12 protein-coding genes are annotated in these 14,873 nt (G+C 62.7%); 2 read left to right on the forward strand and 10 right to left on the reverse strand.

What is annotated here, in order from left to right; translation table 11 throughout:
- Window positions 1-179: 179 nt before the first annotated feature.
- On the reverse strand, window positions 180-1,025 hold the full coding sequence (locus tag AC6I1W_RS02475; RefSeq protein WP_065672882.1) for a pseudouridine synthase: 846 nt from the start codon (window positions 1,023-1,025) through the stop codon (window positions 180-182).
- Between the two features lie 449 nt (window positions 1,026-1,474).
- Between AC6I1W_RS02475 and AC6I1W_RS02480 the strand changes: the two genes are divergently transcribed.
- Both AC6I1W_RS02480 and AC6I1W_RS02485 read left to right on the forward strand, forming a co-directional pair.
- Window positions 1,475-2,647: an MFS transporter gene (locus AC6I1W_RS02480; RefSeq protein ID WP_117188427.1), complete on the forward strand. Its 1,173-nt coding sequence runs from the start codon at window positions 1,475-1,477 to the stop codon at window positions 2,645-2,647.
- Window position 2,648: 1 nt separating this feature from the next.
- Window positions 2,649-3,581: an alpha/beta hydrolase gene (locus tag AC6I1W_RS02485; protein WP_284950756.1), complete on the forward strand. Its 933-nt coding sequence runs from the start codon at window positions 2,649-2,651 to the stop codon at window positions 3,579-3,581.
- A 90-nt stretch (window positions 3,582-3,671) separates the two neighbouring features.
- Here the strand turns inward: AC6I1W_RS02485 and AC6I1W_RS02490 are convergent, their stop codons facing one another.
- The 9 genes from AC6I1W_RS02490 to AC6I1W_RS02530 all read right to left on the reverse strand — a co-directional run bounded on the left by AC6I1W_RS02490 (window position 3,672) and on the right by AC6I1W_RS02530 (window position 14,861).
- Window positions 3,672-4,109 carry an OsmC family protein gene (locus AC6I1W_RS02490; protein ID WP_065672884.1) on the reverse strand — a complete coding sequence of 146 codons (438 nt, stop codon included), beginning with the start codon at window positions 4,107-4,109 and terminating at the stop codon, window positions 3,672-3,674.
- Window positions 4,110-4,118: 9 nt separating this feature from the next.
- Window positions 4,119-4,445 carry a thioredoxin gene (gene trxA, locus AC6I1W_RS02495; RefSeq protein ID WP_063279850.1) on the reverse strand — a complete coding sequence of 109 codons (327 nt, stop codon included), beginning with the start codon at window positions 4,443-4,445 and terminating at the stop codon, window positions 4,119-4,121.
- 345 nt (window positions 4,446-4,790) lie between these two features.
- A complete protein-coding gene (locus tag AC6I1W_RS02500; protein ID WP_284950758.1) occupies window positions 4,791-5,849 on the reverse strand; it encodes an NAD(P)H-dependent glycerol-3-phosphate dehydrogenase in 1,059 nt (352 codons plus the stop codon).
- Between the two features lie 147 nt (window positions 5,850-5,996).
- Entirely contained in the window at window positions 5,997-6,968 is a 972-nt protein-coding gene (locus AC6I1W_RS02505; RefSeq protein ID WP_117188425.1) for a sugar-binding transcriptional regulator, read from the reverse strand.
- Between the two features lie 19 nt (window positions 6,969-6,987).
- Window positions 6,988-9,045, reverse strand: coding sequence for a transketolase (gene tkt / locus AC6I1W_RS02510; protein ID WP_065672886.1), 2,058 nt, complete (start codon window positions 9,043-9,045; stop codon window positions 6,988-6,990).
- Window positions 9,046-9,212: 167 nt separating this feature from the next.
- The gene (locus tag AC6I1W_RS02515) at window positions 9,213-10,895 is read right to left on the reverse strand and encodes a ribulokinase (protein WP_117188345.1); all 1,683 of its coding nucleotides are present in this window, start codon (window positions 10,893-10,895) and stop codon (window positions 9,213-9,215) included.
- A 93-nt stretch (window positions 10,896-10,988) separates the two neighbouring features.
- Window positions 10,989-12,353 (reverse strand): sn-glycerol-1-phosphate dehydrogenase, encoded by a 1,365-nt coding sequence (locus AC6I1W_RS02520; RefSeq protein ID WP_016666555.1) that lies wholly within the window; start codon window positions 12,351-12,353, stop codon window positions 10,989-10,991.
- Window positions 12,354-12,379: 26 nt separating this feature from the next.
- Window positions 12,380-13,942: an FGGY-family carbohydrate kinase gene (locus AC6I1W_RS02525; RefSeq protein ID WP_117188343.1), complete on the reverse strand. Its 1,563-nt coding sequence runs from the start codon at window positions 13,940-13,942 to the stop codon at window positions 12,380-12,382.
- Between the two features lie 64 nt (window positions 13,943-14,006).
- Window positions 14,007-14,861 (reverse strand): HAD-IIA family hydrolase, encoded by an 855-nt coding sequence (locus tag AC6I1W_RS02530; protein WP_117188341.1) that lies wholly within the window; start codon window positions 14,859-14,861, stop codon window positions 14,007-14,009.
- Window positions 14,862-14,873 lie beyond the last annotated feature (12 nt).

Genomic DNA, 14,873 nt, shown 5'->3' on the forward strand with positions numbered 1-14,873 from the left:
TTCGCCGTGTCGCTTCGTGAAGGTACGAGGCGATGCGGCGAACCACTGTCTCAGTGGAATAGCAGTGGGTGCTCCACACCGAGAGACACCGCTCTGGCACAGCGGGAAGCGCTCCTACGAATCGTGTTCCGGGGAGGCGGCCATTTTCGTCACCTCATTCTCGGGTGGGCCCATGTCACTTACTGCCAGGCGGACAGACCCAACCTCGACGTGAAGATCCTTGGCTCCCCGGAGACGGGGTCGGTGAATCCCATCTGCCAGGCCTGCAACTGCAGCGGGTGGCTGAAGTCATCCACCGGGGTATCCAGAAGTACCGGGTAAAAGGGGTCATTGACTATGGGAGCTCCCAACCGCTGCATGTGGAGACGAATTTGGTGGGTGCGACCCGTCCTCGGTCTAGCCTCGTAGAGGCCCAGCCCCTCATGCTCGGCCAGCAAAGTGATGCCAGTCACGGCATTCGGCTCGCCCGGAATCTCACGAGCCTGCAGGATGCCTCGTTCCTTGATGATTCTCGACCTCACCTGCCAGCCGTCTTTCGCCACCACGACCCCGTCCCCGGCACGGTGTTGCGCCACAGGGGCGACCAACCGGTACTTTTTGAACACCTTCCGGCGTTCGAACATCTCCTGGTAGGGCCGACGCCACTTCCTCTCCCTGGTCAGCAGGAGCACTCCGGCAGTGACCCGGTCGAGACGATGGGCCACGGTCAGTTCTGGCAACCCCAGCTGGGTCCGCAGCCGGACAACCACCGACTCGAGAACGTGCTGGCCTCGCGGAATTGACGACAGGAAGTGCGGTTTGTCGACGGCCAGGATCCGATCGTCGGCGTACAAGATCCCGATACCAGCCGGGACAGAAGTCTCCTCAGGAAGATCGCGGTGGAAGAAGACAAATGTCTGCGGAGCGAAGGGGGAGCTCCCCGTGAAGGCACATCCGGCTTCGTCGACGAACCTCCCCTCGTCGAGCATCTCGTCAACTCGTTGCCCACCCACTCTGACGAGCTTTTCGACCAGATAGTCACGCATCGTCGGCCAGGGCCAGCCGTCAATCCCCCGTGCGGTCGCCAACCTGCGGCATTCTCCGTGATCGGGGGTGTGGACCCATGCCGATTCCAGGCCGTGACGTTGTGGAAGAGGCGATCGGGGCACCGTGTCAGCCTACGGGTAAGCCGACGCCGACCCCACACTCCCCTCAGCTCCGGTTCACAAGAATCCCGTCTCACGGACTTACAGCTCAAGGCAGTGTTTCAACCGCCCGCGAGGCGGGATTTTGGGTTCTCCGACGTGCCCGAGCCACCCCAGATGTCGACCACGCCGGGAACCATGTCCTACAATACCTAGTACCACTAGGGTTTGTGGAGGTCGGCCCACCCGCACCTCCCCGGCAAAGGAGCAAGCCCATGACGACAACCCCGAACGAAGCTGCCCAGCCTCAGCAGAAGCAGTACGCGAGTACCGGCCGTCTTGGCACAGTCATGTTCATCGGACAGTTGGGCTGGGCCGCCGTCGGCGCAGCCTGTGGAACATTGCTCGCGGCACTGGCTGCTGAAGTAAAGCCTGAGGACAAGGTCGACTTCCTTGCCCTGCTCACCACCACGGGAGCCATCGCAGCTGTCATCTGCATGATCACGGCGGGCACCCTGTCAGACCGCACGAGGTCAAGATTCGGCCCGCGCAACCCTTGGATCATCGGCGGCGCAATCGTCGGAACCCTGGCCTTCGCCGCCATCGGCCTGACCAGAAACCCCGCCCTCCTCGTCATCGCGCACATGATCTACCAAGGCGGACTTAACTGCATGCTCGGCGCCTTCAACGCCGTTCCCCCGGACTACGTCCCCGACTCCGTACTCGGCAAGGTGTCCGCCTTTGGCGGCGCGGGCTATCTTCTGGCCCAGATCATTGGTGCGGTTATCGCAGGGGCGCTTGTCACCCGACCATCCCAAGGATTCCTCGTCGCAGCCTGGATGATGCTGATCTCGAGCATCATCGTGGTCTTCCTTCTGCCGCCTCACCCGCTGCGCAATCACTCCCCGCGGCCACCGGTCACCTGGCGTCAGTTCGCATCCCAGATGAAGCCGCCCTCGGACGGACAGTTCTGGTGGATTCTGGTTGGCCGGTTCCTTTTCGTCATCTCCCTGTTCATGGTGATGCAGTTCCAGCTCTACATCGCCACTGACGAGATGGGAATGACACGGGCAGCCGCCGGAAAGCTCATTGCCATGAACTCATCGGTTCTTGCCGTCACCGCCGTCATCCTCGACGTCATCACCGGGCCATGGTCCGACAAGGTCAAACGTCGCAAACCCTTCACGATGATCGCCCCGCTCATCGCAGGAGCGGGTGTCATCCCTCTCTTCCTGGTCAACGAGCCCTGGACCCTCACCGTCTTCGCAGCCTTGGGCGGCGCCGCTTTCGGTACGTACATGGCCGTCGATGGCGCACTCATGGTCGAGGTCCTGCCCAACCGCGACGATTCGGCTCGTGACCTGGGCTTCCTCAACGCCGCCAACTCCTTGCCGATCGTCTTCGCTCCCGGTATCGGCGCGACGCTGGTGAAGACGACCGGCTATCCCGGACTTTTCATCGCAACGATCGTCCTGGCCGTCCTCGGATCGTTGTGCATCACACGAGTGACAAGGGTGAAGTGAGATGAAACTAGATCCACGACTAGCCGAAATCCTGGAGCGTCAGCCCCAGAAGGAACAGACGCTCGCGGAGCAACGGGCGCAGCAAAACGACTTCGCAGCAAGCCTGCGGGGAAAATTGACACCCGAGATTCCCAACTCGCTGGAGCTCGAGGATCGCATGGTGCCAGGCCGCGATCGCCCCATCCCGGTCCTGATCCAGCGTCCGGAGGGCCTCCCTGATCCCACTCCAGTACTGGTGTGGGCCCACGGCGGGGCTTTTGTTCACGGCTCTCCGCGCACCGTGCTCTCCCGCACGGCCAGCATTGCCCAGCGTGCCGGCATGTGCGTCGTCAGCGTCGACTACCGGCTGCTGCCCGAGCACAACTACCCCGAGAACTTGCATGACGTCGTCGATGTCGTGCGATGGGTTGCAGAAAATTCCCAAGCTGAGGGGTTTGACGCATCCAGGGTTGTCGTCGGCGGGGACTCAGGCGGTGGAAATCTCGCGGCTGCGACAGGAATCACCTGCCGTGACGAGGGTGGCCCGAAGATTCTCGGTCAGGTCCTCGAGGTGCCGGTTCTCGACCTTTCAGACACTTCCGACGCGATGGTCGAGGCCCAGCGTGACGCCCCCGGTCTCGCGGCCGCGCTGCACCACAGCCATGTTCGTTACTTGTCTCATGGGGCAAGTCTTGACGACCCGTGCAGCAACCCGATCTGTCTGGAGGATGCGACCGGCCTTCCGCCGACGTTTGTGCTCAACTGCGAGGTCGACCCGCTACGCGACGACTCCTTCGCGTGGCAACACAAGCTGGAAGCGGCCGGGGTGCCGGTACAGCTGACGACAATCCCGGGGATGGCCCACGCCACCCAGAGCTTCACCCTCGCCTTCCCCCAAGCGAAGGAGGCTGAGGACAACATGATCGCCTGGCTGCGCGATCTCATCTCCTGCTGACACACGATGGCCGGGCCCGGGGATTTTCGTCGCCGGGCCCGGCCATCGTCACGTCTGTGTGGAGTTCCCAGGACCTCCGCGTGAGGTGCCTCAGTCCAAGGGCTCACCGGCGACGCTGAAGGTCACCGGGGTCTGCGCCTCAACCGTGCGAGAAACGGTGCAGTTCTTGTCTCGCGACATCGCGACGACGCGATTCACCAGTCCCGCCGCCTCATGGCCCTCGTCGGTGTCGGGAAAGCTGAGCTGGAAGTCGACCGAGACGTCTCCCAGGGATGCTCGGCCCTCCTCGTCGCTCACCTTGGTGCCCATGACGGACACAGTGAACTGGGTCGGCCCGCCGCGACGGCTCGTTACGGTGTCGACGTCGACGGACGAGCATCCACCGATGGCTGCCAGCAGCAACTCAACGGGGGTGAACTCGGCATCCTGACCGGAGCCGAAACGGATCTGACCGCCACGCGCGTTGGTGGCGGTGTAGTGGCCCTCGCTACGACGGACCAGGGAAACCTTCTTGGTGGCGGACGGCATGATTCCTCCTCAGCGCACGAACTCTTCGATGACCTTGACGAGCGCCTTCTTCGTCTTACCGCCCTGCAGCGACTTGACGAGCTGGCCGCCCTGCCAGACCTGAATCGTGGGCAGGGACATGATTCCCTGCTCGGCCGCAATCCGGGTATTGGCGTTGGTGTCGACCTTGGCGAAAACCATCCGGTCGCCATAGACCCCAGCCAGCTCCTCGATGATCGGGGAGAGCTGTTTGCAGGGGGCGCACCAGTCAGCCCAGTAGTCGACGAGGACGGGCTTGGCAGCCCCGAGAACCTCGGAGGCGAAGGTCGCGTCGGTGACCTCGATGACGTTGTTCATGACAGCCTTTCTAGTTCGACCAGATGAGTCTAGGTCGTGGTGGCTCGAAGGGCACCTCCGGTTCACAACCACCGAGCGGTTACCCGGCCCATCCAGGCAAAACCACTGGAAGCACCCAGCAATCCAGTCCCGGTGCACAAAAACACCGACCCGCGGGGTCGTGAAACACCAGAGTGCTCAAGACCCTCTCGAGTCGGCAGTTTTTGCACCCGCTGCGGTGGGTGCCGACGGCAGATACCAGTGACGGTGGGTGCTCATGGCCGTGGGAAGGTGTGCAGAGCCTCACGGCTCTCGGGCACCGTCACGCCCGCACTGGGGTTCCCCCCTACCGAGGCGGGCCAGTGATCACCTTTCCCCACCGAAGAACTTCTCCCAAGGCAGGTCGAGCGGCGCATCGTGGGCAACGATCTCGTACAGTGCCCGCACCAGCGGGAAGTCGGTCTCGGCAATGGCCCCGCGCTCGGTCATCTTTCCGATCGCCTCACCGACGACGCCGATGGCGGCAACCCCCTCGAGGGTGATGCCCTTCATCTTGACGTTGCGGATCTCCGAGAACGGCACTCCGGCTCCGACATAGGTGCCGGCACGTACATTGCGTCCGCCCATCGTCGTCACGAACATGTCGCCAACACCGCCCAGACCGGTGGCCACCTCGGGATCGCCGCCCATGAAGGAAACCATCTGCTTGAGCTCACGGGCTCCCTCACCGAACAGGGCTGCCGTGTAGTCGTACATGACGTACCTGGCATCAGTCTGGCCAGCCTTCTCGAGCATGCCAGCCGCAAATCCGCCTCCAAAGGCGAAAATGTTCTTCATACAGGCACCGACCTCGTGTCCGATGAAATCGGTGGACGTCCAGACGTGGTAGTAGTCGGTGCGATACGCCGCAGCGAGCCGGTCCAGGACCTTCTGCTCCTCACCGCAGAACACCACACAGGTGTTGCGGTGCACAGCCAGCTCACCAGCAATCGACGGTCCGACGATCGCTGCCCAGCGAACCTCGTTGGCAAGGTCGCCCATGTGCTTCTTCAACACATCAGGAAGGATGTGAAGGGTACCGTCCTCGTCAGCCTGCATGCCCTTGGTGACGCACAGGATGGTCTGGCCCGGCTTCGCCAGCTTGGCCAGCTGTTCACCGGCCCAGTCCACACCGAAAGAGTTGACGCCGCTCATGATGACGTCGGCCCCCTCGACGGCTTCGGCAGCGTCAGCAAAGTGATAGGCCTTGACGCGTTCGTCGACCTTGAGCTCGAGAACAGGATGCTCCCGGGTGGCCTGAATGGAATCAATGATCTCATCATCGAGGTGGGTGCCGATGAGACGGATGTCGTTGCCGTTCTCGACAGCGGGGAAGGTCAATGCGGTGGCCATGACGCCCGCACCGAGCACTGCAATCTTGAGCATCTTCGTACCTCCGAAGGTGGGTTGTGGCCCGGCAATGGGCCCGACACCATTCACGCTAACCACTAGTCACACGCGAATCCCACATTCGTCAGCAGTCTGCACTTCCGTGCAGAAATGAGGATATGGGCCTTCAGACCACACAAAGGATCACTGCAGAGCCTGCTCCGCAGCATGGGCATCGACAACGAGATCCGTGCACAATCCTCCCCGCAACACGGTCCCCACGGCCTCGGCCTTTTCGGCTCCCGAGGCAACAGCCAGGACTCGTCGAGAACGCGAAGGATTGTGGTCGTCGCCTGTCACCCTGACGCAGTCCAAATCCACTGAAATCGTGCGCGAATCCAGTTCCTCGTCGACGACCTCGCCGTGGACATCGACGTAGTGGCTCATGATGTCTGCGCTGGCACCCTTGCGACGCAGCTCCTCGATACCGTCCTTCGTGACGTGGCCCGCCGTCACCAGGATCGAATCGGTACTGACAGCTCCGGGCGAGTAGACGAGGAGATCAGCCTTGTGGGCAGCCTCCAGCGGGCGTGAGACCGACGCGTCCTTGCGGAGCATCTTCCCCAGATCCGCCGATCCGACGATCGTCGGGGCCTGCAGGGTGAGAGATCTGCCCGGGCCGAGTTCGGCCATCCGCACGACGGAGCGTCCCACCAGGTCGTTCCTCGTGACGGCAACACCGCCGTTGGTCTGGGCGACAACGACATCGGGATCCCAACCAGACCCCAGGTGCTGAGCAAGATGAGCCGTCGTCCGTCCCCAACTCACCGCGACCACCTGCGGCTGGGGTCGCCACTCGGACAGCCGCTGAGCTGCCATCCGAGTGACAAGGTCCAAGGTCAGTTCGTCACTGGCCTGGACGGGCACGACGACGGCCGTCTGCAACCCGAAGGTTTCCACCAACTCGGTCTCGAGCCGGTGATGCCGGGCGAGTGGGTGATCAATGGTGATCTTGACCATCCCGGTGCGGCGAGCTTCCTCGAGAATCCTGCCAACCGTCCAACGGCTCATGGAGAGTCGTTGGGCGATCGCGGCATGGGTCATCTGCTCGAAGTAGTACATCTCCGCGACGTGGAGCATCTCCTCGTCTTGGCTCGCCCGGCGTCGGTTCGACATCGTCATGCCTCGGTCCGCGTCACAGAACGGACTTGGCGACCTCTGCGACGTGGTCGGCGGTGAAGCCGAACTTCTCGAACAGCAGGGTTCCGGCAGCAGAGGCACCGAAGTGCTCCAGGGAGACCGAAGCACCCTTGCAGCCGACATACTTCGACCATCCCATGGCGATACCGGCCTCAACGCTGACACGAGCGGTCACCGAGCTGGGCAGAACCGACTCGCGGTACTCCTCATCCTGCTCGTCGAACCACTCCTGACACGGCATAGAGACGACCCGGGTCGGGACCCCGTCAGCCTCCAGCTTCTTCTGCGCCTCGAGGGCCACCGACAGCTCGGATCCGGTGCCGATGAGGATGAGCTTGGGCTCGGCGCCGGCCTCGGACACGACGTAGGCACCCTTGGCAACGCCCTCGGCAGAGGCGTACTCGCTACGGTCGATCGTCGGCAGGTCCTGACGCGACAACACCAGTCCGGCGGGACGGTCGCTGTGCTCCAGGATGGTGCGCCACGCCACCGCAGTCTCGTTGGCATCGGCCGGACGGACGATGTCGAGGCCCGGGATGGCACGGTAGGAAGCCAGGTGCTCGATCGGCTGATGGGTGGGGCCGTCCTCGCCAACGCCGATGGAGTCGTGGGTCCACACGAAGATCGACGGGACCTTCATGAGGGCCGCGAGACGGGCCGAGGGACGCATGTAGTCGGAGAAGACGAAGAAGGTTCCGCCGTAGCAACGGGTCAGGCCCGACAGGGTGATGCCGTTGAGAATGCCACCCATGGCGTGCTCGCGCACACCGAAATGGATGGTGCGACCGTAGGGGCCACCTGGATCCTTCTCGGAGCAGCGATCCTCGGGCAGGAAGGAGTCGGCCCCCTTCATGGTGGTGTTGTTGGAGCCGGCGAGGTCTGCCGATCCGCCCCACAGCTCGGGAAGCTGAGGGCCGAGAGCGCTCAGGACGGCTCCGGAGGCCTTGCGGGTGCTCATCTTGCCGGGCTCGAAGGTCGGGATCTCGAGATCGTCGGGCAGCTTGTGGGCAAGCATCCGCTCAAGGAGGTCGGCGCCGTCAGGGTTGGCGTCGTGCCAAGCGGCGAACTTCTTGTCCCATGCCTCGCGCAGACCCTTGCCGCGTTCGGCGAAGGCGGAACGCACCTTCTGGACCGTCTCGACGTCAATGGCGAAGGGGGTGTCCTCGAAACCGAGCTTCTCCTTGAGGGCGCTGACGCCCTCGGTGCCGATCTTCGCACCATGCACCTGGGCCAGGCCGGCGAGCACTGGGATCGGCCAGCCGATGACGGTGGTCAGACGGATGAAGGACGGCTTGTCGGTGACGGCCTTCGCGTTGTCGATGGCCTCCATGAGGGCCTCGACGTTCTCCTCGTAGGTGGTGCCCCCGTTGGTGAAGTCGACGTGCTGGACGTGCCAGCCGTAAGCCTCGTAACGAGCCTCGACGTCCTCAGAGAAGGCGATGGTGGTGTCGCCCTCGATGGTGATCCGGTTGTCGTCGTAGAACAGGATGAGGTTGCCCAGTTCCTGGGTCCCAGCCAGGGACGACGCCTCGGAAGCGATGCCCTCCTGCATGCAGCCATCACCGGCAATGGCGTAGACGTAGTGGTCGAAGGGGCTGGTTCCGGGAGCGGCGTCCGGGTCGAGGAGGCCACGCTCACGGCGAGCTGCCATCGCCATGCCGACGGCGTTGGCAACGCCAGCACCGAGCGGGCCGGTGGTGGTCTCGACGAATTTCGTCAGGCCGTACTCAGGGTGGCCAGGGGTCAGGGATCCCCAGGTGCGCAGGGATTCCAGATCGGACAGCTCGAGGCCCAGACCGGCCAGGTAGAGCTGGGTGTACTGGGTCAGCGAGGAGTGTCCTGCGGACATGATGAAGCGGTCACGGCCGAGCCAGTTCGGGTCGGCCGGGTCGACGGCCATAACCTTGTGGTAGAGCAGGTAGCCCAGCGGGGCCAGGGAGATGGCGGTGCCGGGGTGCCCGTTACCGGTCTTCTCGACGGCGTCGGCCGCCAGCACTCGTGCGGTGTCGACAGCGAGCTTGTCGGTGTCGGTCCACGTCAGTTCGGTTGCCACGATGTTCCTCTCGTATTGGCTTGTTGGCCTGATCTGTGTGATGTGTTGTCGCTCGTCATGGCGATGGGTGGGGGTTCAGGTCCTCACTGGGAATCCTATTCGCAACCCCATCGTCATGCACTTGTGGAGGTGTTGATGTCACAGATGTGCAAGGATGCCGTCCTTCGTCACCCTCTCTTGACCTCCCGGGCCCGCAAACGTGCTTGGCGTCGGATCTCCTTGAGCCGGTGCATGACCTGGTTTCCGCCGCGGCCGAAGTAGTCGTGAAGACGAGCGTATTCGGCGTACAAGGCGTCATATTGAACGGCTCTCTCCTCATTGATCTGGTAGACGCCATCCTCCTTCGCTCCCATGGCAGCAGAGGCTGCTTTGACATCTGGGTAGAGACCCGCGGCCACTGCCGCAAAGACCGCAGATCCGTGTGAACCCGGCTGCTGCGCGGTCCCCACGCTCAGAGGCACCCGACAAATGTCACAGAACAGCTGCATGAGGAAAGTGTTCTTGGTCAACCCACCAGCGACGACGAGCTCATCGATGTCAACTCCCGAATCACGGAACGACTCGATGATGGTGCGGGCCCCAAAAGCTGTTGATTCCAGCAGGGCTCGGTACTGATCCTCCGGGGTCGTCGTGAGGGTCTGGCCAAGGATCATTCCAGACAGATTGGCATCCGCCAGGACTGATCGGTTGCCGTTGTGCCAGTCCAGCGCGATGAGCCCATGGGCTCCAACCTCCTGACCCGCGCACTTCTCAGTCAACAAGTCGTGGATACCTATACCGCGACGCATGGCCTCGTCATGGTAGGAACCTGGGACACAATTGTTGACGAACCAGGCGAAGATGTCCCCGACGGCCGTCTGACCGGCTTCGAAGCCCCATGAGCCGTCGACTATGCCTCCGTCGACGACGCCGAACATCCCCGGAACTTCCTTCAATTGCGGCCCTGGGACGACGTAGCAGGCAGAGGTTCCCATGATGGCCGTCATCTGGCCATCCTCAACTGCCTGAACAGCTGCTGCCGTGACATGAGCATCGATATTTCCGGTCGCGACGGCGATTCCTGCCGGCAGGCCAAGACGCTCGGCAAACTCAGGTGTCAATCCACCGACCCGCGCCCCCAACGGCAACACAGGTGCATTCATCTTCTCGACGAAGACATCAGCAAATTCAGGGTTCAGGCTGGCCAGGTATTCCTGGGACGGGTACTGGCCATCTTGATACATACGTTTGTATCCCGAATCCCCTGCCGAAAAGGCGAGAACTCCGGTCAGCCTCCACGTCAACCAGTCCAATGCGTTACAAAAGACATCGGTGGCGTGGTACACGTCCGGCGCCCATTCCAAGGTCTCAAGGACCTTGGGCATGAGCATCTCGGAGGAGAGAATCCCTCCGTAGCGAGCGAGCCACGGCTCCCGACGCACTTGTGCGAGCTTCACGATGCGATCCGCCTGGTCCTGCGCACCATGATGCTTCCACAGCTTCACCCAGGCGTGAGGCTCATCACGAAATTCAGACAGCTGACACATGGGTGTGCCATCCGCCTTCGCGGCCACGACCGTCGCCGAGGTGACATCCAATCCGATCCCGACAACCTGCGCGGGATCGATCTTGGCATCCTCGATGCCCCTGCGAACTATGACCTCAAGTGTCTCCATGTAGTCAGCAGGGTCCTGGAGCGCAAAATCAGGCGGCAATTCCTGTCCGCCTGCCGCACTCAATACCCGGTCCATGACGCCATGCGGGTACTCGTGGACAGCAGTGCCCATTTCGGTACCGTCGTTAACTCTGACGATGACAGCACGTCCCGACAGAGTGCCAAAATCCAGTCCCACCACGAACTTGTCGGCCATGACCCTCTCCTCGATGCAGTCGTGGGGGGGGGCCGGGGCGAGTAAGCCGGCCCCCCCCCACGACGGTCTATGTGTCAGTTCTGACGGACCTTGTCAGTCCTGCGGCCAGGGGCGCTGACCCCAGAATCCGTCAGACTCGAACAGCGGCTCAACGAAGTCGCTGATGGTCCCCGTCTCCACCAGCAGGTCGAGCAGGGTGTACCGCGACCTGATCATCTGGCACCGGTAGTAGGTGTCGTGGAAACGTTCCCGGGTCAAGCCGATCTGGGCCGGATGGTAGATACCGCCAACGGCCTGAATAATCTTCTCCACGCGGGCCGCAGGCATCACCTGAGCGCGGCAACGCTCCTGGATGGTCGGCCACTTCGACCTCACGACCTCCAAACGCTCGCGCAGGGCATCCGCGTCGAGGTACTTGTCCATCGTCTGCTTGACGGCTGGCTCCAGCATGTCTCCGGTGAAGTTGGCGCGAACCTTGGCCTCCATCTCCTCGGCCGTAGGCCACTTGGCGACGGCGGTGTCGACGTCAAGAGTCGTGAAGTCATGCTCCAATACCTTCTCCCACAGGGCCAGCACCGAGATGGTCCCCAGGCCCACCTTGAACCCGTGGGTCAACGGGGGTTCTTGATCCATACCGAGATGCTCCATCTCCCACACATGGGAGAACTGGTGGCCGGCACCCGACGCGGGACGAGACGAGATGCGGTACTTCTGCATCGCCAAACCGGACATCACAAGACCCTCGACGAGGCCGTTGAATGCCTCCGGCTTTCCATTCGCAAGGCCCTCCGGGTCACTGATCGCGCTAGCCAGCGGACCCTGGACGAGATCCCACACCTCTTGGTCAATCGGCTCGACACCCAGCTCGTCAGCGACGATCCAGTCGGCTCCGGCCGGGATCTTCTCGATGAGGTCACCCAGTCCGGTGGCGGTGCAGCGCTGGGGCGCACCAGCCATCATCGGCAGATCGGCAATGAGGGCCTGGGGGGCGCGACAACTCATGGTGTGTTTAAAACCGTTCTCGGTGATGGAGGCGCCGAAGGCGGCATATCCATCCATCGATGCGGCCGTGCAGACGTTCATGTAGCGCCGCCCCAGCTCGTCACTGGCTCGCTTGGTGAGGTCATTGAGGGTGCCCGAACCGATGGAACAGGCAATCACCCCGTCGAGGTCACGGATGTGGTCACGGATCTTCTCGATGTTCTCGTAGCAGGCGTAAACGGTGGGACGTCCCGGGAAGATCATCGGCTCGACGGTCTCAACCCCGTGGGTCTCGAAGGACGTCTTGGTCTGCTCACCGGCAACGGCCCAGGTGTTCTCGTCGGCAATGATGATCGCCTTCGCGCCACCGAACAGTTCCTTGAACACGCGCCCGGTCTCATCAAGCACGTCGTGACCCATGATCACGACGTCAGTGTCGTCGCAATCAGCCAATGCCTTGTCAATCAATTCGGACATTACTTCTCCTCTGATCGGTGTGATCGTCAGTTCTTGTCGGCCTCGTGATCGACCATGTCATGAATCATGGGGCGCAGTTGCGGGTAGGTGTCGCAGTACTTGTCCACGTAGTACTGGTACTCCTCGTGACGCTCCTGGTCGGGCTCGATGACGTCAATCTCGTGAACCATCTGCTTGGCAGCCTCGGGCAGGTCCTTGAACAGGCCGGCACCGACGGCGGCGACCATGCAGGTACCGAGCACGACGGCGTCGCCAACCTCGGTCAGTGCGATCGGGACGCCTGCGACGTCAGCGTGCATCTGCATCCAGTTGCGACTCTTGGTGGCACCGCCGCAGGTGACCATGCGGTCGACCTCAAAACCGGCAGCCTTCATGGCGCGCAGGTTGTGGGCCGTGCCGTAGCAGACCGACTCCTGAATGGCGTGGTAGAAGTGCGCCGGAGTGTGCATGAGGGAAAGTCCCCAGATGATACCTCGGGCCTTCGAATCGGTGTACGGGGTGCGATTGCCCTGGAAGTACTCGTTGATGATGAGGCCGTCGGATCCGGGACGGATGTTCCGGGACTGTTCATTGAGGACGTCGTAGGGGTTGAGACCGATCTTCTCTGCGGCAGCGGTGTAGTCGGCGGCGAAGTTGTCCTTGAACCACTTGAGCACCGAACCGGTCGAGACCTGGCTGCCCTCGACGGTGTACTGGCCGGGCATGACGCCGTCGGTGTACGCGCCGAAGAATCCCTGGCCGTGGATCTCAGTGTCGGACTGGCCGGTCAACACGTGCGAGGAGCCGGTGATGAGAGCCATCGAACCTGGGGACAGCACGCCCAGTCCAATCTGGCCGGCCCATGCATCAGCCAGACCCTGAGCGACCGGAATTCCCGGACGCAGGCCGAGCAGCTGAGCAGGAATCGTGCCGAGGGTGCCGACCGGGGTGCCGAGATCGAGGACCCGCTCCGGGATCTTGTCAAAAACGTCACCACAGCCGATGGTCTCGTAGAAGTCCTCCGGCCAGCCGCCCTTGTCGCGGTTGTAGTACATCCGGATAGCGGCGGAGTTGATGTTGGTCGTCCACTCGCCGGTGAGTTTGTAGGTCACCCAGTCCGGTGCGTCGACGAGGTGAGCGGTCCTGCGATAGGTCTCCGGCTCGTGCTCACGCAGCCAGGCGGCCTTGAAGGGATACCACTCGGCGGTTGCCGGGGAGGTTCCGGCGCCGTTGTAGAGGCGGGCGACCGAGTCAGATCCCTCCGCGCGAGCGGCCTGCTCCGTGGCGCGGACGTCCATCCACATGATGGCCGGACGCAGCTCGTTGCCACGCTCGTCCATGGCAACCATCGTCAGCGTCGTGGCGTCGTAGGAGATACCGCCGATGGCAGCCGGGGAGATCCCGGCAGCCGCGATGGCACGATGGCAGGACGCCTGAAGGGCCTTCCACCACTCCTCGGGATCCTGTTCGGCCCAGCCTGGACGGGGGTGGGTGGTCTTGTACGGGGTCGCTGCGAAAGTCAGCGGACGTCCTTCAAGGTCGAAAATTGCCACTCGGCACGACTCGGTGCCGTAGTCAATGCCCAAGAGGTAAGGGCCGTTGTTCAACATCGTTGTCTCCTGTGAGTGTGTCTTGAGGGGCTGTGGCCGCGATGCTCGCAGCCCCGTCGTCGTGTCAGTCGTTGTCTTCGGTCCAGCCGAGTTCCTGCCATGCCGAGGCAGGGATCAGCCGGTCAATGCGATCCAGGGTCCAGGTCGGACGGTGCTCGGCATCCAGTGCTGCGACGTCATCCGCGGTGGCCTCACCGGTCAGCACGCAGGCTGATTGCATGCCGGTGTCGAGGGCCATCTGAATGTCGGTCTGCAGTCGGTCACCGACCATGACGCAATCCGACGGATCGACGTCGAGCCCGGACAGCGCCTCGGTGAGCATGACCGGGGATGGTTTCCCCAGGCTGACCTTGCACTGCTGTCCGGTACACGCCTCGATGGCTGCTGTGATGGCAGCGCAATCGGGCTCGCCGCGGCCGCCCGGGAAGGGGCAGAACCGGTCCGGATTGGTCTGGACGAGGAAGGCGCGCTTGTGGAACCAGATGGCGTCGAAGGCGATCTGCAGCTTGCGGTAATCGAAGGTGCGATCGTACGAGGCGATGACGATGTCGATCTTCTCGGGATCCTCGCACAGTTCGACACCGGCCTCCTGCAAGCTCCGCTTGAGGGGCTCCTCCGCGATGGCGAAGACCCTGGCGTCCGGGTGGTTGTTGACCAGCCAGCGCGTCGTCGTCACGACTGTGTTGGAGATGTCTTCGATAGCGGTCGGCAGGCCCAGCTTCTCGAGCTTCTCGACGTACTGACTCGGATCCTTCGTCGGGTTGTTCGATAGGAACCTCACGGGAATCTCGCGACGACGCAGCTCCTCAATCATGCGGCGGGCACCAGGCAGGAGGTGGTCGCCAAGGTAGATGGTGCCGTCCATGTCGAAGACATAGGCATTGGCGAATGTGGTTGGTGCGTCGATGACGTCATTCATACTTGCTACTTC

This window comes from Cutibacterium sp. KB22876 (genome assembly GCF_059728865.1).

Excerpts from the sequence above, each read along its gene's own strand:
- AC6I1W_RS02485 (WP_284950756.1), top strand. The coding sequence starts at position 2,649 with ATGAAACTAGATCCACGACTAGCCGAAATCCTGGAGCGTCAGCCCCAG.
- AC6I1W_RS02515 (WP_117188345.1), bottom strand. The coding sequence starts at position 10,895 with ATGGCCGACAAGTTCGTGGTGGGACTGGATTTTGGCACTCTGTCGGGA.
- AC6I1W_RS02505 (WP_117188425.1), bottom strand. The coding sequence starts at position 6,968 with ATGTCGAACCGACGCCGGGCGAGCCAAGACGAGGAGATGCTCCACGTC.
- AC6I1W_RS02520 (WP_016666555.1), bottom strand. The coding sequence starts at position 12,353 with ATGTCCGAATTGATTGACAAGGCATTGGCTGATTGCGACGACACTGAC.
- AC6I1W_RS02530 (WP_117188341.1), bottom strand. The coding sequence starts at position 14,861 with ATGAATGACGTCATCGACGCACCAACCACATTCGCCAATGCCTATGTC.
- AC6I1W_RS02490 (WP_065672884.1), bottom strand. The coding sequence starts at position 4,109 with ATGCCGTCCGCCACCAAGAAGGTTTCCCTGGTCCGTCGTAGCGAGGGC.
- AC6I1W_RS02480 (WP_117188427.1), top strand. The coding sequence starts at position 1,475 with ATGTTCATCGGACAGTTGGGCTGGGCCGCCGTCGGCGCAGCCTGTGGA.
- trxA (WP_063279850.1), bottom strand. The coding sequence starts at position 4,445 with ATGAACAACGTCATCGAGGTCACCGACGCGACCTTCGCCTCCGAGGTT.
- AC6I1W_RS02475 (WP_065672882.1), bottom strand. The coding sequence starts at position 1,025 with ATGCGTGACTATCTGGTCGAAAAGCTCGTCAGAGTGGGTGGGCAACGA.
- AC6I1W_RS02525 (WP_117188343.1), bottom strand. The coding sequence starts at position 13,942 with ATGTTGAACAACGGCCCTTACCTCTTGGGCATTGACTACGGCACCGAG.
- AC6I1W_RS02500 (WP_284950758.1), bottom strand. The coding sequence starts at position 5,849 with ATGCTCAAGATTGCAGTGCTCGGTGCGGGCGTCATGGCCACCGCATTG.